The organism is Kibdelosporangium philippinense (genome assembly GCF_021390435.2).
In the GTDB taxonomy this organism is placed as follows: domain Bacteria; phylum Actinomycetota; class Actinomycetes; order Mycobacteriales; family Pseudonocardiaceae; genus Kibdelosporangium; species Kibdelosporangium philippinense.
In genome coordinates this window covers 1,339,611-1,359,134 of record NZ_JAJVCN010000003.1, presented here as the reverse complement: position 1 = coordinate 1,359,134, position 19,524 = coordinate 1,339,611, and the positions used below count along the sequence as shown (strand labels likewise).

General features: G+C 65.0%; 17 protein-coding genes and 1 tRNA gene. 13 read left to right on the top strand and 5 right to left on the bottom strand.

The annotated features are described in order from the left end of the window. Positions 1-376: 376 nt before the first annotated feature. Positions 377-1,801 (bottom strand): S10 family peptidase, encoded by a 1,425-nt coding sequence (locus LWC34_RS38420; RefSeq protein ID WP_233730130.1) that lies wholly within the window; start codon positions 1,799-1,801, stop codon positions 377-379. Between the two features lie 32 nt (positions 1,802-1,833). Here LWC34_RS38420 and LWC34_RS38415 point away from each other — a divergent pair, with 32 nt between their 5' ends. From LWC34_RS38415 to LWC34_RS38370, 10 genes are all read left to right on the top strand, one after another. After that, positions 1,834-2,529, top strand: a complete 696-nt coding sequence (locus LWC34_RS38415; protein WP_233730129.1) for a uracil-DNA glycosylase — start codon at positions 1,834-1,836, stop codon at positions 2,527-2,529. A 755-nt stretch (positions 2,530-3,284) separates the two neighbouring features. Then, the gene (locus LWC34_RS38410) at positions 3,285-3,920 is read left to right on the top strand and encodes a DUF4129 domain-containing protein (protein WP_233730128.1); all 636 of its coding nucleotides are present in this window, start codon (positions 3,285-3,287) and stop codon (positions 3,918-3,920) included. Next, positions 3,917-4,375 (top strand): DUF7269 family protein, encoded by a 459-nt coding sequence (locus tag LWC34_RS38405; RefSeq protein WP_233730127.1) that lies wholly within the window; start codon positions 3,917-3,919, stop codon positions 4,373-4,375. Before LWC34_RS38410 ends, LWC34_RS38405 begins: the two co-directional genes overlap by 4 nt. Further along, the gene (locus LWC34_RS38400) at positions 4,372-5,352 is read left to right on the top strand and encodes an AAA family ATPase (RefSeq protein WP_233730126.1); all 981 of its coding nucleotides are present in this window, start codon (positions 4,372-4,374) and stop codon (positions 5,350-5,352) included. The genes LWC34_RS38405 and LWC34_RS38400 overlap by 4 nt, the downstream gene beginning before the upstream one ends. Further along, positions 5,349-6,689, top strand: a complete 1,341-nt coding sequence (locus LWC34_RS38395) for a DUF58 domain-containing protein (protein WP_233730125.1) — start codon at positions 5,349-5,351, stop codon at positions 6,687-6,689. Before LWC34_RS38400 ends, LWC34_RS38395 begins: the two co-directional genes overlap by 4 nt. Then, the gene (locus LWC34_RS38390) at positions 6,686-7,189 is read left to right on the top strand and encodes a hypothetical protein (protein WP_233730124.1); all 504 of its coding nucleotides are present in this window, start codon (positions 6,686-6,688) and stop codon (positions 7,187-7,189) included. The genes LWC34_RS38395 and LWC34_RS38390 overlap by 4 nt, the downstream gene beginning before the upstream one ends. An 83-nt stretch (positions 7,190-7,272) precedes the next feature. After that, positions 7,273-8,601 carry an NAD(P)/FAD-dependent oxidoreductase gene (locus LWC34_RS38385; protein WP_233730123.1) on the top strand — a complete coding sequence of 443 codons (1,329 nt, stop codon included), beginning with the start codon at positions 7,273-7,275 and terminating at the stop codon, positions 8,599-8,601. 81 nt (positions 8,602-8,682) lie between these two features. Next, positions 8,683-8,756, top strand: a tRNA-Leu gene (locus tag LWC34_RS38380). 240 nt (positions 8,757-8,996) lie between these two features. Beyond that, positions 8,997-9,365 (top strand): ankyrin repeat domain-containing protein, encoded by a 369-nt coding sequence (locus LWC34_RS38375; RefSeq protein ID WP_308200198.1) that lies wholly within the window; start codon positions 8,997-8,999, stop codon positions 9,363-9,365. 37 nt (positions 9,366-9,402) lie between these two features. Further along, a complete protein-coding gene (locus LWC34_RS38370; RefSeq protein ID WP_233730122.1) occupies positions 9,403-10,116 on the top strand; it encodes a zf-HC2 domain-containing protein in 714 nt (237 codons plus the stop codon). A 389-nt stretch (positions 10,117-10,505) separates the two neighbouring features. On the opposite strand, the gene LWC34_RS38365 is transcribed toward LWC34_RS38370, so the two are convergent. Together LWC34_RS38365 and LWC34_RS38360 are read right to left on the bottom strand one after the other, a co-directional pair. Next, entirely contained in the window at positions 10,506-12,845 is a 2,340-nt protein-coding gene (locus LWC34_RS38365) for an HAD-IC family P-type ATPase (RefSeq protein ID WP_233730121.1), read from the bottom strand. Positions 12,846-12,928: 83 nt separating this feature from the next. Further along, positions 12,929-13,321, bottom strand: coding sequence for a hypothetical protein (locus LWC34_RS38360; protein WP_233730120.1), 393 nt, complete (start codon positions 13,319-13,321; stop codon positions 12,929-12,931). 19 nt (positions 13,322-13,340) lie between these two features. Here LWC34_RS38360 and LWC34_RS38355 point away from each other — a divergent pair, with 19 nt between their 5' ends. The 3 genes from LWC34_RS38355 to LWC34_RS38345 all read left to right on the top strand — a co-directional run bounded on the left by LWC34_RS38355 (position 13,341) and on the right by LWC34_RS38345 (position 16,623). Beyond that, positions 13,341-14,099 (top strand): MerR family transcriptional regulator, encoded by a 759-nt coding sequence (locus LWC34_RS38355; protein ID WP_233730119.1) that lies wholly within the window; start codon positions 13,341-13,343, stop codon positions 14,097-14,099. Between the two features lie 83 nt (positions 14,100-14,182). Continuing rightward, entirely contained in the window at positions 14,183-15,835 is a 1,653-nt protein-coding gene (locus tag LWC34_RS38350; protein WP_233730118.1) for an SDR family oxidoreductase, read from the top strand. Next, the gene (locus LWC34_RS38345) at positions 15,832-16,623 is read left to right on the top strand and encodes an alpha/beta fold hydrolase (RefSeq protein WP_233730117.1); all 792 of its coding nucleotides are present in this window, start codon (positions 15,832-15,834) and stop codon (positions 16,621-16,623) included. Before LWC34_RS38350 ends, LWC34_RS38345 begins: the two co-directional genes overlap by 4 nt. Positions 16,624-16,655: 32 nt before the next feature. Here the strand turns inward: LWC34_RS38345 and LWC34_RS38340 are convergent, their stop codons facing one another. Further along, entirely contained in the window at positions 16,656-17,486 is an 831-nt protein-coding gene (locus LWC34_RS38340) for a coiled-coil domain-containing protein (protein ID WP_233730116.1), read from the bottom strand. Positions 17,487-17,515: 29 nt separating this feature from the next. Then, positions 17,516-19,504 (bottom strand): SDR family oxidoreductase, encoded by a 1,989-nt coding sequence (locus LWC34_RS38335; RefSeq protein ID WP_233730115.1) that lies wholly within the window; start codon positions 19,502-19,504, stop codon positions 17,516-17,518. Between the last annotated feature and the right edge of the window lie 20 nt (positions 19,505-19,524).

Genomic DNA, 19,524 nt, shown 5'->3' with positions numbered 1-19,524 from the left:
TTCATCCCCTCAACCAACGTGAGCTAAGCCGCCCAACCCCTCAACCAAGGTGGGCAAACCACCCAACCCTCAACCAAGGTGGGTGTACCGCCCGACCTCTCGACCAAGGTGGGTGTACCGACCACGGTCGGTATGCCGCCCAACCCTCGACCAGGGTGGGTATGCCGCCCAACCCCTCGAGGAAGGTGGGTAAGCCGCCCAGCCCCTCACGCAAAATGGGTGAACCTCGGGCTCGCAGCCGGTGGGTGTGCTGCCCAACCGCTCACGCGAAGTGGGCGAGCCCTTTGTCCTTTACCACGGCGAGGTAAGCCGCCGCCCGACCTTGCGCGCAAGGTGGGTGAGCCTCCGGCTTGTGCACGGTGGGTATGTTTGTGGATTAGGACGACTCGCGGATGAATGTTGCGAGATCCTCGGATTGTTGCAGCCTGCTCGGTTCGTGGACGTACATCATGTGTCCAGCCTCGTAGTACTTCGTCTCAATGTTCCCGCGCAACTCATCCGGGATAGCCAGATGCGCTACGACGTGTTCGGCCGCGTAGTAAGGCGTCGCGCCATCGTGATAGCCAGAACCTATGTGCACCTTAAGATTATGGTTCGCGCGCATTGCCGCTGCCAGCTTGTCGGCGACCGTGACCGTCGCGTTCTCGAACTCCTTAAAGGACCACGGGCGCACGTTGTTGCTGATTACCTCGTACGGCAAGTCGTTGGCGTACCCCAACTCTGCGCGCACGTAGTGGTTCAGTCCCGCTGAGTATGCGCCGATGATGGCCGAAAGAGACGGGTCGTCGGTCATTCGTTCGCGGCCGTAGTCGTCTTCCCAGCCAAGGAACCGGCCGTCGAGTCGGCCGGTCACTCGACGACGATGCCGGAGCACTTCCGTATAGAACCGCATGTGCTCTATTCGGAGGTTTACCCGGTCTACGAAGTCTGGTGAGAGTCCGGTCAATGTTGCGATTTTGTCTACAATGGACTGACGGTTTGGCAGTCGGGCGCCTTGGGCCAGGGCCCATGGGTAGTCTCGGCTGGCGAATTCTTCGGCTTCGGCTAGCACTTCTTCCAGCGTTCGGTTTTCGTGTAGGCCGTGGTAGTGCGCGATGGCCGCGTAGGTTGGCAGGAAGAGGGCGTATGGGAGGTCGTTTCCTTCGCTGAAGTCGACCGTTCCGAAGTCCAATATGGACGAGATCAGCATGATTCCGTTGAGGTACAGGCTGTGCCGGGACTGCAGGTGCTCGGCGAGGCCGGCCGCGCGCAGGGTTCCGTAGGACTCACCGGCCAGGAACTTGGGTGAGAGCCAGCGCTGGTTTCGGGATGTCCAGAGCCGGATGACTTCGCCTACGGATTCTATGTCCGGGGTGAAACCGTGGAAGTCGCCGGGTTTTTCGCCTTTTGTGGCCCGTGAATAGCCGGTTGACACCGGGTCGATGAAGACGAAGTCGCTGTGCCTGAGGAGGGTTTCGAGGTTGTCAACTAGTTCGTACGGCGGCTTGGCGAGGTTGCCCGCGTCACCGGCCAGGATCCGCCGCGGACCGAACAGGCCGAGGTGCAGCCAGACACTCGATGAGCCTGGGCCTCCGTTGAACGAGAACGTCACCGGCCGGTTCGCGGCGTCGGCGCCGTCGAGGGTGTAGCTGATCATGAAGACTTCGGCTTTGGCCACGTGCCCGTTGGACTTGCCGTCGGTCAGGATCTCGTGGCGCAGGACCACCCGACCGGCGGTCGCGGTATACGCCAGGTCACCGAGGTTGTGACTGGTCGTGACAAGATCGTCGGCCGGCTGGGGCTGCTCCTCGTTGTCTGCCATACACGCACCTTATTGGTGAAGAATCTTGAAACGTGCCGGAGACTCTCGACGAGCTGGACAAAGCCGTGACGTCGTGCCGCTCCTGCCCCCGCTTGGTCAGCTGGCGCGAGCAGGTGGCAGCGGAGAAACGCGCGGCTTTTCGTGACCAGACCTACTGGGGCCGACCGGTGCCCGGCTTCGGACCGGCGGACGCCCGAATCGGGATCGTCGGCCTCGCACCAGCCGCGCACGGTGCCAACCGGACCGGCCGCATGTTCACCGGAGACCGCTCCGGCGACTTCCTCTACGCGGCCCTGCACGCGGTCGGCCTCGCGTCCCAGCCAACCTCGACTCACGTAGGCGACGGGTTGGAGCTCTACGGCGTCCGGATCACAGCCCCAGTGCATTGCGCGCCGCCCGAGAACAAGCCGACCCCAGGCGAGCGCGATGCGTGCCGCCCGTGGCTTGTCCGTGAATTCGCCTTGCTCCGGCCGAGCTTGCGGTGCGTTGTCGTGCTTGGCGCGTTCGGCTGGCAGGCGCTCTTGCCCGCACTGGCCAATTGGCATGTGCCGGTGCCTCGGCCCAAGTTCGGGCATGGTGTCGAGGTCACGCTGCCCGCCACCGACGACGGCCCGGATCTCACCCTGCTCGGCTGCTACCACGTCAGCCAGCAGAACACCTTCACCGGCAAACTCACCCCGGCGATGCTCGAAGCCATCCTCCTCAGGGCGAAGGAGCTTGCACCTTGACGAACGAGGTTGCCGCCCGCTGTTCCGCGAACAGGCATGTTCCGTGCGTTACGGAACGGTCGGAAACGTGGAACGACGGGCGGGGGAGTTTGTGTGCCGTGAGGGGAACATTTGGGGCGTTGAACGCCAATGCCAGGAGTTTCGGGCTTGCTGATCGGACGTTGCTGGACCGGTGTTCAGGTCGGTGACCTGCAGGTTTGCCTGGTGACCCAGCGCGGAGGCTGCCATGGCCGCGGTCGCGCTGGCGTGCTGCGGCGCCGTGCGGGCGGTAGGCCGTTGCGAGGGGAAGGTTCGGGGCGTTGGATGCCAATGTCAGGGACTTGACCAAGTCCACACGGGGGCCGCTTTCGAGCTCCTCAAGGTCCACTAAGGACAAAAAATCGCCTCGTCAGTCACATATGCCACACCAGCCCCGCCCACCACGGAACGCAACGCCGTGAAGGCCACCTTGACTGCACTCAACGCACCAAACTCGGCCCTCACACCCCTGAACGTCACATCATGCCCGCACCCCTCGCCCGGGCGGCCAGTCCCACCCCCGCCAGCCACCGATCATCGCAGGTCAACAGCCCGCGCCCGGCTACAGTCTCGATCGAACCCCGAACCTTAAGTTCCTGGCATTGGTATCCAAAGCGCGAAAGGAGGCCCTCGCGCGTCTAACGCCGCGAAGGTGACCTTCACGGCACTCGATCCTGTCAACCCGGGAAGGGCGGATATTCGTTCCAATGGCCTGGTGAATTTGGGATGCTCTGTGGATGAAAGTCCGGTTGCCGGTGTTGCTCGCGGTTGGGGCGTTCCTCCTGATCGCGGTGGTTGCGGCGCGCGGGAGTTCCGGCATTCCGACGGGCACGCCGGACCTGCGAATCGGCGGCGGTTCGACATCGGCGGACGAGCTGACCGGCATCCCTGCGGTGCCCTCCGAGGCGTTGGCGTACACCACGGGTGCGTACATGATTCTGATGGCCGCCGCGTTCCTGTTCGGGCTCGCGATGCTTCTTCTCGGGTTGACCACCATCCGGTTCTATCGGCGGAAACGTGTGCGGATGCGTGGTGTGATCGCGGGCAAGGTTGCCGATGGGGGCGAGTCGTGGGTGGTCGAGGCCACTCGGCGGGCGTTGACGGAAATGGATCGAAAAATCGGGGGACCGCCATCGGACGCGGTCATTGCCGCCTGGGTTGAGCTTGAGGAGTCTGCCGCGCGGACTGGTATTGAGCGCAAACCTCATCAGACGCCGACCGAATTCACTTCCGCTGTCCTAGTCGGACAGAACGTCGATGCGCAGGCGCTGCGGACATTGCGGACGCTCTATCACCGCGCGCGATTCGGGAAACCGGGCAGTGTCACCGAGGATGATGCGCTTCTGGCTCGACGAGCACTGGAAACGATATGAAGCCGTGGAAAGCCATTCTTCTCGCGATTCTCATTGGTGTTTTCACAGGTCTTGTCGCGGGTTGGTTGATGGCGATGCCGGTGTTCTGGGCGATCGTCGTCGTTCTTCCCATCACCGCGGTCGCCGCCATGGCGTTGATGACTCTCGGTACCGCCGAACCGAGCTGGCAGCCGCTGCCCCCGCCCGAGGAGTCATTGACTGTGCATCAGGCGACTTCGCTGTCGACCAGGCTTGCTGAGGGCGCAAGGGATCCGGGTCGCTTTAGGACACGGGTTCAACCTCGGCTACGCAGGCTTGCCGAAAATACCTTGCGACATAAGGGGATTAACCTCAGCGATGAGAAAGCGCGCGAGGTGCTTGGTGAGGAACTGTACACATTGATCACCACGCGGGACGCGCAGTTGCCGTCCCCTGAGCGGCTGGCCGAACTGCTCAGCCGTCTGGAGGGAAAGTGACCACATCGGACGTCCAAAGCCGACTCAATGTGGACGTTGTCGCGGCCGACTGCCGTTCCGTTCTCGATGCTGTCGGCACGGTTGTCGTCGGGCGTGAACGGACCACGCGGCTGGCGTTGGCCGCTGTGCTCGCGGGCGGCCATGTTCTGCTCGAAGACGTGCCAGGACTGGGGAAAACGCTGCTCGCGCGCAGCCTTGCCCAAGCGCTTGGTCTGGATTTCAAACGGCTGCAGTGCACCCCTGATCTGCTGCCCGCCGATGTGACCGGCTCGTACCTCTACGACCCCACCGAGCGTGAGTTCAGCTTCCGTCCCGGTCCTGTCTTCACCGGCCTGCTGTTGGCCGACGAGATCAACCGCACGCCACCGAAAACCCAGTCCGCGTTGCTGGAAGCGATGCAGGAACGGCAAGTCACGGTCGAAGGCCACACGCATGTCCTGCAGCGCCCGTTCCACGTCCTCGCCACCGCCAACCCCGTCGAATACGAGGGCACGTACCCGCTGCCCGAGGCCCAGCTCGACCGGTTCCTGCTGCGTCTGGACGTCGGCTACCCGCCAGCCGAAGAAGAAGCCGAGGTGCTTCGCCGCAGGTTGGCCCGTCGCCAGGAGGAAACCGAGGTCGCGCCAGTCGTCGACGCGGTGCGTCTGCGGCAGTTGCAGGCCAGTGTCGAGCAGGTCGACGTCGATCCGGACGTGCTGCGCTACTGCGTGGACCTCGCCGCCGCGACCCGCAGGCATCCGTCGGTCGAAATCGGCGCTTCGCCGCGTGGATCGCAGGCGTTGCTGCTGGTGTCACGGTGCCTGGCTGTTCTCGATGGCCGCGATTTCGTGCTTCCTGAAGACGTCAAGGAATGCGCGATCGCGGCATTGGCGCACCGGCTGACGCTCCGCGCTGAAACCTGGAGCACGGGCGCGACCGGAGTCCAAGTCGTCACCGACCTGCTCGGCCAAGTGCCCGGACCAGCGAGTACGCGATGAGCAAACGCGTCCAGAAGTGGATGCACGACCAGCGGGACACCAACCGCTGGCGCAACACCGACGCGATGTACCGCGCCGCGGTCGTCGGTATCGGTCTGGTGGTCGCGGGCGTGCTGCTGCACGAGGTGGCGCTTGTCCTGTTCGGCGCTCCGCTGCTGATCAGCGCCATTTTGGCGATGGCGCGCTCGTATCCAGGCGCGCCGGACGTCCGTCAGCCCAAGTTGCCGCGAGCGTTGGAACAGGGGCAATTCGCCGAGGCGGTCTTTGAGATCGACGCGGATCCGGGCGTCGAACTCGTCGCGTTGCGCGCGCCGCACGGCAAGATTCGTGGCGCCGGACCCGTCCATCTGCTGCCTGGGACGGTCAAGAACGTCCGTACGACACTGGGGCACGGCGGGTGGGGTGAAGGCGTCGACTTACGGCTGGACCGCTTGTTCGCGGGCCCTGACGCGCTACGAGTGTTCGGTCCGATCGTCGGCATCGAAGGGCGCAGAACCATCCTGCCGCCGGTCACGTTGCTGCCTGCCGGTCCGCTGCCGCCGCGGCCAGCAAGCCTCGTTGGCGTGCACCGCTCACCGCGCCCAGGCGACAGCACCGAGCTGAGGGACATCCGCGTATTCCAGCCCGGTGACCGGCTACGACGTGTTGACTGGCGCGTGTCGTTGCGTGCGTCCGCGTCGGCGGGCGGCGTGATGTCACCGAGCGTCCTGCACGTGCGTGAGAGGCACGCCGACGCGGACGCATCTCTCGTGCTCGCCATCGATACGCGCGTGGATGTGGGCGCCGAACTAGCCGACTGGGCGACAGCGTTGCCCGGCAACAACGTACGGCCGGGCGGTTCGCTCGACACGTCCGTACTGGCCGCGTGTTCGCTGGCCGCTAGCTATCTGCGGCAAGGCGATCGCGTCGGTCTCGTGGATCTTGGGCGCCCACAGTTGAGCCTCGCGCCGGGCAGTGGGCCGCGGCAGCTGTTGAGGCTGCGGCATCAACTGGTGGTCTGTACCCGCTCAGCGGGATGGTCGTCGAAGCCGCTGTTACGTCCGCAACAGGCACCGGCCGGGTCGCTGGTGATGGTGCTGTCGCCGTTCCTCGACGACGCCATGGTGGAGCTCGCCGCGACCGTTGTCCGGCGCGGAACCCGTTTGCTGGCAATGGATGTACTGCCGGATCCACTCATCGCGGACGCTGACGACCCGTGGGGTGACGCCGTGCTGACGGTATTGCGCGCCGAGCACGCCGTACGGCTGGAAACGTTGCGGCAGCACGGAATTCCAGTGCTTCGGTGGGGCGATGAGGCGTCCGCCACACTGCGCAGGCTGGCGCGGGGACGACGATGAATCTCACCAACGGACTGCCCGCTTGGACGCTGCGCGCCGGTGTTTTGTGCGCTGTTGTCCTGATTTTGATCTTGCTGGCCAGTCAGGGCGCGGGCGGATTCCCGTTGGGGATCATCGCTTTGTTCGGCCTCTTGTCCGCCGCGGCGCCCAGCACTCCGGCGCCCGCGTTCCTGATCGTCGCCACCGCCGTTACCGCGGTCCTCATCACCGATGATGCTTTGAACATCGGTGTTCTCGCACTGATTCCGGTTACCCATCTCGTCCACATCGGATGCGCGCTCGCCGCTGTGATTCCCAGCACTGCCCGGATTCACGTTGTCGCGTTGCGCCCGGCCGCGATTCGCTTCGGTGTCGTGCAGTTGATCGTCTTCGGCTTGGCGGCTGCCGCCGCGTTCGTGCCGAAAACCGTTACACCAGCGGCATTGGAGGCCGCCGCGTTGCTCGGCGCCACGGCGCTCGCCGTCCTCGCCACGCGGTTGATCATGAAGCGTCCACAGTGAACCGGTGCGCCGTCTTCGCGACCGGGATCACACCTGACCAGGGGTGACGCGCGGGGCCAGCGAGATGGTGCGACCATAGAGCCATGGCCAAGGGCAAGAAGCAGCCGAAGCGGATCCTCATCGTCGGCGGTGGGTATGTCGGGCTGTACACCGCATTGGGCCTGCAGAAGAAACTGCGGTCGCTCGAAGCGTCTGTCACGGTCGTCGACCCCCAGCCGCACATGACTTATCAGCCGTTCCTGCCGGAAGCGGCAGCCGGATCCATTGAGCCGCGTCACGTCGTGGTGCCGCTGCGCAAAGTCCTCCGTCGTTGTCACGTCCTCACCGGGCGCGTCATCAAGATCGACCACGCCACCAAGACGGCGACCGTCGAGTCCATCGACGGGCACACCGACCAGGTCGAGTACGACCTCTTGATCAGCGCGCTCGGCTCGGTGTCCCGGCTGCTGCCGATCGCCGGGCTCGAAGAGCGGGGCGTCGGCTTCAAGACCGTCGGTGAGGCGATCTACCTCCGTAACCACGTGTTGTCCCGGCTCGACCTCGCCGAGTCGACCAGCGACCCGGAGCTGCGGCGCAAGCTGCTGTCGTTCGTGGTCATCGGCGGTGGGTACGCCGGTGTCGAGGCGCTGGCCGAGCTCGAGGACATGGCCCGCTACGCGGTGCGCTACTACGACACGATCAGCGCCAAGGACATGCGCTGGGTGCTTGTCGAGGCGTCCAACCGGATCATGCCCGAGGTGAGCGCCAAGATGGGCGTCTACACCGTGAAGGTGCTCGAGAAGCGCGGCATCGAGGTCTTCCTCGACACGCGCGCCAAGTCGTTGGAGGACGGGCACGTGGTGCTCGACGACGGCACGGAGTTCGACGCCGACACGATCATCTGGACCGCCGGTGTGAAGGCGAACCCGATGCTGGCCAACACCGACCTGCCGCTCGACGCGCGCGGCCGGGTCCGGTGCACGGCCGAACTGCAGATCGAAGGCTTGGCGGACGCGTGGGCGGCAGGCGACAACGCCGCCGTACCGGACCTGTCGCGTATCGCCGAGGACCCGACCGCCACGTGCAGCCCGTCGGCGCAGCACGCGGTTCGTCAGGCCAAGCGGCTGGTGCCCAACGTGCTGGCCGCGCTGCGCGGGCGCAAGCAGAAACCCTACGTGCACAAGTACCAGGGCTCTGTGGCCTCGCTGGGGCTGTATAAAGGTGTTACGGATGTGCTCGGGGTGATCCGGCTGAAGGGCTTCCTCGCGTGGGGCCTGCACAGGGCGTATCACTTGTCGCGGATGCCTACCTTCAACCGGAAGGTGCGCATCATGTTCGACTGGCTCGGCGCATTCGTGTTCCGCCGGGAGGTCATCTCGATGGGGCAGATCCACGACCCGAAGACCGAATTCACCCGCGCGGCGAAGAGCTGAGTGGACCAATTCGATAGGCCAGCTGGATGAGTTGTCGAAAAGTGGCTCCAAAGGGAGCGCCGGAACGCTTAGGCTTCACGCGCCCCCGTAGCCCAACAGGCAGAGGCAAGCCCCTTAAAAGGGTTGGAGTGCCGGTTCGAATCCGGTCGGGGGCACGCTGACCGGGTAGTTCATGTCCATGAAACGCGATGGACGTGGACTACCCGTTCTCATGTCCGGGGTCGGTCGTATTCACGTCGCGCAATCATCCGAAAGCGCTCCGTATTGATATCACTTACGGCGGTCAATCGACGACTGGTCGTATTCATCCCGTGCAAAACATTTCCAAAACGTTATCTGCGCATTCCGGTCCGCTCGTTGTGCCTCGGTGAGCGCGCTGTGCCACGCTGATCACTGTGGGAGACCAAGAGACGGCGATCGCCGCGGCCAGGGACGGCGACGCATCGAAGCTGGCTGACCTGATCGACGGCGGCGTGCCGGTGAACCTCAGCAACGAAGCAGGCGACACCCTGATCATGCTGGCGGCGTACCACGGTCACGCGAACGCGGTGTCAACGCTGGTCAGACTAGGCGCGGACGCGAACATAGCGAACGACAGAGGCCAGACCCCACTGGCCGGAGCAGTGTTCAAAGGCCAGGATGGCGTGGTCGCGGCGCTGCTGGACGGCGGCGCGGACCCGTTCACGGGAACTCCGTCTGCGGTGGACACGGCCCGGATGTTCGGGCGGCTGGAGCTGCTGGCGTTGTTCGAGCGCAAGGGCTGACGGGAACTACCTGGCGGTCACGGGCGACTATGTAGGCATGGACTGTGGGACGTGCACGGAGGCCCTGTCCGCCCGGCTGGACGGCGAATCCCTGGGGTGGCCAGAAGCCGAGGTGGACGCGCACCTGAAGACATGCGCATCCTGCCAAGACTGGTACACGGCGGCAACGAACCTCAATCGCCGGGTGAAGGTGCGGTCATTCGTACCCACCCCGGACCTGGTGTCCTCGGTACTGGCTGAGGCCGCTCCCCGACGTAGGCCCGTGGCCCGGATTGCTTTGGCCGGCGTCGGGCTGATCCAGTTGCTCCTCGCAATGGCCCAACTGTTCGGCACAGACACGCACGCGGCGCACGGGGCCACCTTGACTCCGCACCTGATCAGCGAAGGTGCGGCGTGGAACCTTGCCTTGGGGCTCGCAATGCTGGCCGCGGCCTGGCAAACCAAACGAGCCATCGGATTGCTGCCAGCAGTGGGTGTGTTCGTGGCGGCGTTGGTCGTGTTCTCAGTGATCGACCTGGCGACGATAGGGGTCCCGGCCTCGCGCCTGCTCTCCCACATCCCATTGGTGGCGGGGGTGGCATTGCTCTACCTCGTGCAACGAGAGCACAAGCGAGGAGACAACCCCGCGCCCACGATTCGCCAAGACGACAAAGACCCATCGCAGGTGAATTCGAAGCCTGAAGACGACCGCCGAGCAGGCCCCACCAGGCCCTGGCTCCGCCCAGCCAGCCACGACCGAAGAGCAGCCTAAGCAAGAGAAGGCTCGCCCACCTCGCGCGAGGGTTGGGCGGTTTACCTCGCCTTGGTCGAGGGGATAGAGGGCTTGCCCTGGAATGTGCGGCGTGCACCCGGTAGCACAATGACGTATCGCCGTGAGCGAAGCGAGCAGGCGGGGAGTCGGTGACGGGTGCACGCGCGTGTCTGCCGCTCCGGCATGGCGTGTTGAACGCGAGCGGCGCACGGCGGCGAGCAACCAGGCTGGTGGCGAGTCGAGCAGTTTGACTCGCCGTGCCGGTGGGGCGGACACGCGGAAGATCACCCCAGCCAACCCGGCTGGACGTCAAAGGCAGCAAAGAGCCGGGTCCGTCAGCAACGCATGACCCGAAAAGGATCGGTGCGCTCAAGACATCCACCGAAAGTTCAGCCCTCGACCGACGGAGGCATGAGTTTGCGCTGAACCCACCACACGATCTCCACCAGCACGATGCCGACGGCCGCGATCCCGATGGCCCGTGCGGTGTAGTCGTTGTTGCTGGGGTCGAGCGCGAAGAACCGTTGCGTGAACGGCAGCACGAACAACAGCAAAGACGCCGCCGACATCAAGGTGATCAGAGCGACCTTCCACCACTTGTACGGTCGCGCCACGATCGCGAGCACCCACAAGGCAACGATCATCAAGGTGATCAACGCGGTCGTACCCGACTGCTCGCTGCTGGCCTTGGTGTGCACCAGCATGTACGAGATGAAAGTAGCCGTCGCGATGACCGCGCCAGACGGAATCGCCATGCGCATGACCCGTGCCACGAACCCTGACCGGGCACGTTCGTTGTTGGGTGCCAGCGACAGGACGAAAGCCGGGATGCCGATCGTGAACCAGGCGATCACTGTCACATGCCGAGGCAGGAACGGATAGTTGACCTGCGCTATCCCGACCATCAAAGCGAGCAGCACCGAGTAGACCGTTTTGGTCAGGAACAGGTTCGAGACGCGTTCGATGTTGCCGATCACCCTGCGGCCTTCGCCGACAACGTACGGCAGCGTGGCGAACTTGTTGTCCAGCAAGACTATCTGAGCCACAGCACGGGTAGCGGGACTGCCGGAGCCCATGGCGACACCAATGTCAGCATCCTTCAACGCCAAGACATCGTTCACGCCGTCGCCGGTCATCGCGACGGTGTGCTCACGCGACTGCAAGGCGCTGACCATCGACCGCTTCTGAGCAGGAGTGACGCGGCCGAACACGGCACGCTCTTGCAGCACCGAAGCGAGTTCTTCGTTGTCCGAAGGGAGGTTTCGGGCGTCGATGGGGTTCGCGGAGTTCGGTAGGCTCAACGAGGATGCGACCGCGCCGACGGACAGCGCGTTGTCGCCGGAAATGACCTTCACGGTCACGTTCTGGGACGCGAAATAGTCCAATGTGTCCTTGGCGTCCGGGCGAACCTTCTGTTCCAGCACCACAAGCGCGGCGGCACGCGCACTGCCCAGCGGCTCAAGCGAATCGGTCTGGCCGAGCAACAGTACGCGCAGGCCCTTCGAGCCGATTTGCTCAGCTTCGGCGCGTACTGGGTCGTCGAAGGAAAGCAGGACGTCCGGGGCGCCAAGGACCCAGTGGCCGTGGTCGGTGAAGCTCGCGCCGCTCCATTTGCGGGCGGACGAGAACGGCGCGACGGCGGTGGTGTGCCAGCCGGGATCGTCGGGGTACGCCTCGGCGATCGCCAGCAGGCTCGCGTTGGGCCGAGCTTCGGTACGGGCCAGCGCAGCCAACGCGAGCGACACCGAAGCGTCGCCGTTCGTGCTACGGACTTCGGACAGCCGCATACCGTTCTCGGTCAGCGTGCCGGTTTTGTCCGCGCACACCACGTCCACGCGGGCGAGGCCTTCGATCGCGGGCAGCTCCTGGACGAGGCATTGGCGCTGGCCGAGCCGGACCACACCGACGGCGAACGCGACGCTGGTCATCAGGATGAGGCCCTCGGGGACCATCGGCACGAGTGCGGCGACCATCCCGCGCAGGGCGTCGGCGAGGGACTCGTTGACGTTGAACAGCTGGTTGTAGATGGTCAGCGCGCCCGCTGGGATCAGCAGGAACGTGATGAACTTGAGAATCTTGTCGATACCGGACCGCAGTTCGGACTTGACCAGGGTGAACTTGCTGGCTTCCTCGGCCAGCTTGGCGGCGTACGCGTCCCTGCCGACCTTGGTCGCGCGGTAGGCGCCGCCGCCCGCGACCACGAAACTGCCGGACAACACCTGGTCACCGGGGTGTTTGACGACCGGGTCGGACTCGCCGGTGAGCAGCGACTCGTCGATCTCGAGCGAGTCGGCCGCCAGCACCACACCGTCGACCACGATCTTGTCGCCAGGACCGAGTTCGATCACGTCGTCGAGCACGATCTCGCTGGGCGCCAGCTCGACCGTCGCCCCGTCACGCCGGACGGTCGGCCGCGCCTGGCCGACGATCGCCAGTTTCTCCAGGGTCCGCTTGGCGCGCAGCTCCTGGATCATGCCGATGCCGCTGTTGAAGATGATCAACAGGCCGAACATGCCGTCAAGGAAGTACCCGGTGGACATGATGATCGCGAACAACACACCGTAGATCGCGTTGATCCGGGTGAGCACGTTCGCCCGGACGATCTGGCCGACCGTTCGGCTGGCCCGCGCCGGTACGTCGTTGGTCTTGCCCGCCGCCACACGCTCGGCGACTTCGGCGGAGGTCAAGCCACCGTCGATGGTGCCGAGTGCGGTGTTGTCAATCGACATGGGTCCGACAGTAGGCCTACCTGTCGTGCGACCGCGTCACCCCAGGGTAGGACCACCCCAAGGGGAATGGTCCTTTGTGGACTCTATGCCCGCGATGGCCGGGTGATCGCGCCGATCAGCAGCAGAACGCAACCACCCGCGGTGTTCCAGAAGCCTTGCATGAACTGCGACGCCAGCGCCTCGACCTGCATCTGCTGGCCGAGGAACACCGCGAACACGACGACCGCGAGAAACGCGCCGAGCGCCATCATCCACCGCTTGCCGATGAACAGCCCGAGCAACGCGAGCACGACCGCGATCACGATCGGCACGAACAGCGAGTTGACCATGTCCGTGGTGGTGGTCGTGACCCCGTTCCACAGCTCGTTCAGTGGTATCTGCCGGCCTTGCCGGTCGCGGTACCAGGGCAGGAACTGGCTGTAGACGACCGCGGCGGCCCCGGCCACGGTGGCGAGTATCGCGATCAACATCCGCATGACCACCTAGCATGCCAGCGTGGCGGATTACCGGATCGACGACCTGGCCAGGGTGAGTGGCACGACCGTGCGCAATATCCGGGTCTACCAGGATCGCGGGCTGCTGCCGCCACCCATTCGCCGAGGCCGGACCGCGATTTACACCGACGCGCACCTGTCCCGGCTACGGCTGGTGACCAACATGCTCGGCCGTGGATACGCGTTCGCCCAGATCGCCGAGATGCTGGCGGCCTGGGAGGCCGGACGCAGCCTCGCCGACGTACTCGGCCTGGAAGAGGCCATGGGAGTGCCCTGGTCGTCCGAGCTGCCGACGCCGATCACGGTCCGCGAGCTGCGTCGCATGTTCGGCAACCAGTTGACGCCCTCGAACACGCGTAAGGCACTGGAGCTCGGGCTGTTGCGGCGGCAGGGGATGGGGTTCGTCGTGCCGAGCCCGCAGCTGCTTGAAGCCGGATATGAGCTGGTCAAGCTGGGTGTGCCCCTGGACGAGGTGATCGAACTCGCCGGGGTTCTGCAGCGGGAAGTCGATCATGTCGCTGGGCTGATGGTCGGTCTGGTGCGCCAGTACGTGCTCGATCCGAAGGGCGAGGACTGGCTGCCCAGCGGCGATGAGGTGCCGTACTACGCCGACGTGCTGCGTCGGCTGCCGCCGGTCGTGATCTCGGCGCTGACCGCGGCCGTCGCACGGTCGACCGCGCGAGTCATCCCGGACATGGTCGGTGACCGGCTCGAAGCGTTGATCAAATCCGGTAAATCTACTCCCAGTAACCCCATTTGACCTGCGAAAACATTGGTTCGTCGTTGCAATCGTGTCAATGACCGTTGTAACGTTCCTTGTTGTCAGCGGCGACGGGAGCGGCCATGCGGACGGTCAAATCGGGTGACGTGTCCCTTGCGGTGTACGAGCAGGGCGACCCGGTCAATCCGACTGTTCTGCTCGTCCACGGCTACCCGGACAACCACACGATGTGGGACGGCGTCGCCTCGCGGCTCGCCGTCAAGTTCCATGTCGTGTCCTACGACGTTCGCGGCGCCGGGGCTTCGACGCGGCCGCGTGCGACCGCTGACTACCAGATCCCATGCCTGGTAGAGGACCTGTTCGCGGTCGCGGACGCGGTCAGCCCCGCCAGGCCCGTGCACGTCCTCGCGCACGACTGGGGCTCGATGCAGGCCTGGTATGCGGTGACGTCCGGGACTTCGCGGATCGCTTCGTTCACCACGATTTCCGGGCCGTGTCTCGATCACGTGGCGTTCTGGATGCGTCGCAGGCTGGCCCGTCCGACGCCGCGCAACGTGGCACAGGTCGTGGCGCAACAGCTGCACTCCTGGTACATGCTGGTCTTTCACACGCCCGTCGTCTCGACTTTGGTCTGGCGGCTGGGTTTTGGCAAGGTCCTCGCCCGGATCGAAGGCCTTGACCGGGCTCCGGTCGTCGCTGACGCGGTCCATGGGATGAAGCTCTACCGCGCCAACATCTTCCAGCGGATGAAGTCGGCTACTGAGCAGCGGACCGGCATCCCGGTTCAGATGATCATGCCGACGCGTGATCGGTTCGTGTCCCGTCACCTGCTCGACGACGTGCCCCAATGGGTGCCGAACCTGTGGCGCCGCAAGGTGATCGGCGGTCACTGGGTGCCTGCCAAGCGGCCTGCGGTGATCGCGCGAATGGCCGAGGAGTTCATCACGCACGTCGAAGGCACGCCTGTGCGGCGCGCCTTTGGAAAGCGCCTGGTTCTGGTTACCGGGGCGGGCAGTGGAATCGGGCGGGAAACGTCTCGCGCTTTCGCGCGTGAAGGCGACGAAGTTCTCGTGACCGACATAGATGTGGTGTCCGCCAAGGAAACCGCGGCCATGATAGGAGCTACGGCTTATCAGCTCGACGTCACAGACGAATCGGCGATGCGGCAACTCGCCGACACGATCGTGGCCGAGCATGGCGTACCCGATGTGGTGGTGAACAACGCGGGAATCGCGATCGCCGGGCCGTTCCTTGATACGTCCACAAAGGACTGGCAGCGGATTGTGGACGTGAACCTGATCGGGGTTGTCAACGGCTGCCGCGTGTTCGGCGCGCTCATGGCCGAGACCGGCGAAGGCGGGCATATCGTCAACGTCGCCTCGGCTGCCGCGTACTTGCCTTCCCGCGCATTGCCCGCGTATTCCGCCACAAAGGCCGCGGTGCTCGCGTTGTCAGGTTCGCTGCGCGCCGATTTCGAGTCCGCCGGGATCGGCGTTTCCGCGATCTGCCCTGGCCTTGTGCATACGCCCATCACGAACGCGACGACGTTCGTTGGCGTTGATTCGTCTACACAGGACGCTTTGCGGCAACAGAGCACGCGGCTCTACAAGCGGCGAGGGTTTCCGCCGTCTCGCGTCGCCACGGCGATCGTGGCCTCAGTGCGGTCGAACAAGGCGGTCGTCCCGGTGACGACAGAGGCCAAGTTCGGGCTGTTCCTTTCGCGGTTCGCGCCGGGAATCATCCGGCGCTTGGCACGAATCGGGGTGGACGGATGACTATTTCCTACGAACGCCGTGGCTCAGGAAGCCCGTTGGTGCTCCTGCACGGCATCGGACACCGCTGGCAGGCATGGGAACCGGTGATGGACCGGCTGGCCGCGTCGCACGACGTGATCGCGATGGACCTGCCCGGATTCGGTCTTTCGCCGTCTTTGCCGGAGCCGTACACGGTCGCCGCGGCTGTGGATGCGGCTGTGGATAAGTTCAAAACCCTGGGGATAGACAAGCCGCACATCGCAGGCAACTCGCTTGGCGGCATGCTCGCACTGGAACTGGCGTCCGCGGGGCATGCCAGTTCGGTGACTGCCTTGGCGCCAGCGGGTTTCTGGACCACGCCGCGCGCGAGGTCATGGGCATTGGGGCTGCTCACCATGATCCGGGCGACCGCGCGGTGGCCCGAACGGACCCGGGTAGCCGTGATGTCCCGTAAATCCCTGCGAATGGCGAGCGGAAGCTTGCTTTTCGGGCACCCGTCACGGGTTCCGGTCGAGGTCATGCTGGCGGACCTGGCTTCCATGGCCGCTGCGCCAGGGTTCGACGCGGTGGCGCGGGCCGGGCGTGAGTACTTCTTCCGCAGCGTCGCGCCGACCGTGCCGGTCACGGTCGCCTGGGGCACGCGCGACCGGATCCTGTGGCCCACACAGGCGCGCCGGGCCGCTCAGCTTCTTCCCGAGGCACGGCACGTCACATTGCCGCGCTGCGGGCACGTGCCCATGCACGACGAGCCGGAACTCGTGGCCCGCACGATCCTGGAAACCTGCATCCGCGCAGCTCAGGTCTCGTGAGTGGTTAGTCGTGTTCTAACACGACTAACCACTCACGAGCTTTTACCTGTGATGATGTCGGCTTCGGTGTCCAAGGGCTCGAGCAGGTTCGAGCTTTGGCTGAGCAGCTGGCCGGTTTCCCGCAGCCGCTCCGAAACCCGTTGCCGCAAACCGGTCAGCTGGTCGATTTTCTGCTGCGCTTCCGTTGTGCGGCGGTCAGCTTCCGAAGTCGCGTCCGCGACCAGCTTGTCCGCTTCGCGCTTGCTGGAAATTCGGCGGTCCGCGATTTCCTGGTCCAACGCCGCCCTTCGCGCCGCCATCGCCGACTCGAATTCCTGCTCGACCTGACGGTGCTGCGCGTCCGCCTGCTCGCCGAATGTGCTCCGGCGTTGCTCCGCCTCGGCCGACATCTGCGTCAGTTGCGCGCGGGTTTTCTCCAGCGCCGCTTTGTGCTCGGCCTGCATCTGGACTTGTTGCGCTTCCAGGTCGGCGACCAGGAACTCATAGCGGCTGCGCAACGCCGATGAGGCCTGCTGCGCGGTCGCGAACGTCTGCTCAGCCGCCGCTTGCGCCCGTGCCGTGATTTCCAGTGCTTCCGCACGGGTCACCTCCAGCATTACCCGCAGCTGCTTGTGCACCTCGTCGGCTTGCTTCATCGGCTGGGTCGCGCCGTTGACCTGCGCGTGCAACTTGGTCAGTTCCGCACGCATGGCTTCCATTTGTCTGCTCAACTCGGCCGACTGGGCGCGGGCGTTGTCCCGGTCCGCAGTCAGCCGCCGCAGGTTGGACTCCAGATTGGTGACGTGCTGTTGCACTTGCGCGCGGTCGTATCCGTGGCGGACCACGTCGAAACCGAGCGGTATAGGGGCATCGGCGGGAGCCATGCCCGCGAGGCTACCCGCCGTGTCCAGATCTACCAGTGGAACCCTCTGGCCAATCTGACCAGTGCGGCGGCCGCGGCGGACAATTTTCGTTCACCCTTGCCGAACTTGACACGGCCTTCGCCGCCTGCGGCCGTCGAGTCCGGGAACACCCGATAGCCCTGGTAGGCGATGGCGTCGACCAGGGCTGGGGCCAGCGTGTAGGCGGTTTGGATGACGTAACCGGTCGGCGTACCGATGTGCTTCGGACGGTCACGCAACGCTTCCAACACCATGTCCGCCGCCTGATCGGGTGATTTCGCCGGGAAGGCGTCGTAGAGCTTCGTAGGTCGGATCATCGGGGTGCGCACCAGCGGCATATGCACGGTCGTGAACGTCACTCCGGCGCCGTGTGTCTCGGTCGCCGCGATCTTGCTGAAGTAGTCGAGCGCGGCCTTGGACGCGACATATGCCGAGAACCGGGGCGCGATTCCCTGGACACCGATCGAGGACACGTTCACGATATGCCCGAAACGCCTTTCGGTCATATGCGGCAAAAGCGCCAGAATCAGCCGGACCGCGCCGAAGTAATTGATCGCCATCGCCCGCTCGTAGTCATGGAAACGGTCGTACGACAGCCTGATCGACCGGCGAATCGAACGCCCGGCATTGTTCACGAGCATGTCGACGGCCGGGTGTTCCTCCAGCATCAGCGCGACGGTCTTGGTCACGGACTCCGCGTCAGTCAAATCGCATGGATAGCTGTACGCGCGACCGCCCGTTGCCACGATCTCGGCACGCAACTCGTCCAATTCGGCCGCCCGCCGCGCCACCAGCAACGGAATTCCACCCGCCGCCGCGACTTTCAACGCCGTCGCCCGGCCGATTCCGGATGACGCGCCCGTGATCACGATTCGCCTGCCGTCGAGTTCCCCGTGCCTCCCGGATCGCCTCGCCCGGAACGGATCAAGGTGTTCCCGCCAATAACGCCAGAGCACATCCGCGTACGACGCCAGTTCGGGAACCTCGAGTCCCGGCAGGTGCGCACGGGTCTCGGCCGATTCGAACGTTGACTCGAACGTCAGCGCCGACAACACGACCGGGGGAATGCCCAGCCGATCGAGTACCGCGTCACGGGCAAGCGTGAACCCGGGCAGATACTCGCTGAGCTTCGCCAACTCGACCAAAGGCTTGCTCAGCCCAGCACCCAGTGCGAAATCGACCGTCGGCGCGCCAGCGGCGCGCGCGAAGGCGTTGTAGACGGACTTTCCCGACTGCGGCGACGGGTTGACCAGGTGGAACGTCCGCCCGTCCAAACCAGGCTGCGCGACGAGATGGGCCAACGCGTCCGCTACATAGTCGACGGGAACGATGTTCGTGCTGCCAATGTCCGGTGCGACAACGGGAACGCTCGGCAAAGCCGCGAGGCGCGACAGCGCGGGGAAGAAGTAATAGGGGCCGTCGACCTTGTCCATCTCGCCGGTCTGCGAGTGCCCGACCACGATCGCGGGCCGGTACACGCGCCACGGCACGGCGTCCTGCTCGCGCACCAGACGCTCGGATTCGAACTTTGTCCGGTGATACGGCGTGACCAGGCGTTGCCCGACGTCGAACATGTCCTCGGAGAACGAGCCCGCGTAATCCCCGGCGACCGCGACAGAGGAGACGTGGTGCAAACACCCGGCCTCGATGTCCTCAGCCAGCTCGATCACGTGACGCGTTCCGTCGACGTTGGCCGCGGTGCTTTCCTCGTCATCTGCGGTCACGTCATACAGCGCCGCGAGGTGTACGACGTTGTCCACGCGCCCGCGCAACGTGGTCAGGTCACGTTCGGAAATGCCCAGGCTCGGTTGCGAGATGTCGCCGACAACCATGGTCACCAGGTTCGGCGTCGGCCACGAGCGCACCAGTTTGGCCAGCTTGTCCTGCGACGAAGCCCGCACGACCAGCCACACCCGCTCGATGTCGGCCGTTTCCAGCAGGCGTCGCGTGAAATGCCTGCCGATCAGCCCGGTCGCACCCGTCACCAGATAGGTCGCCATGACCGGTAAGTAAACCCCCT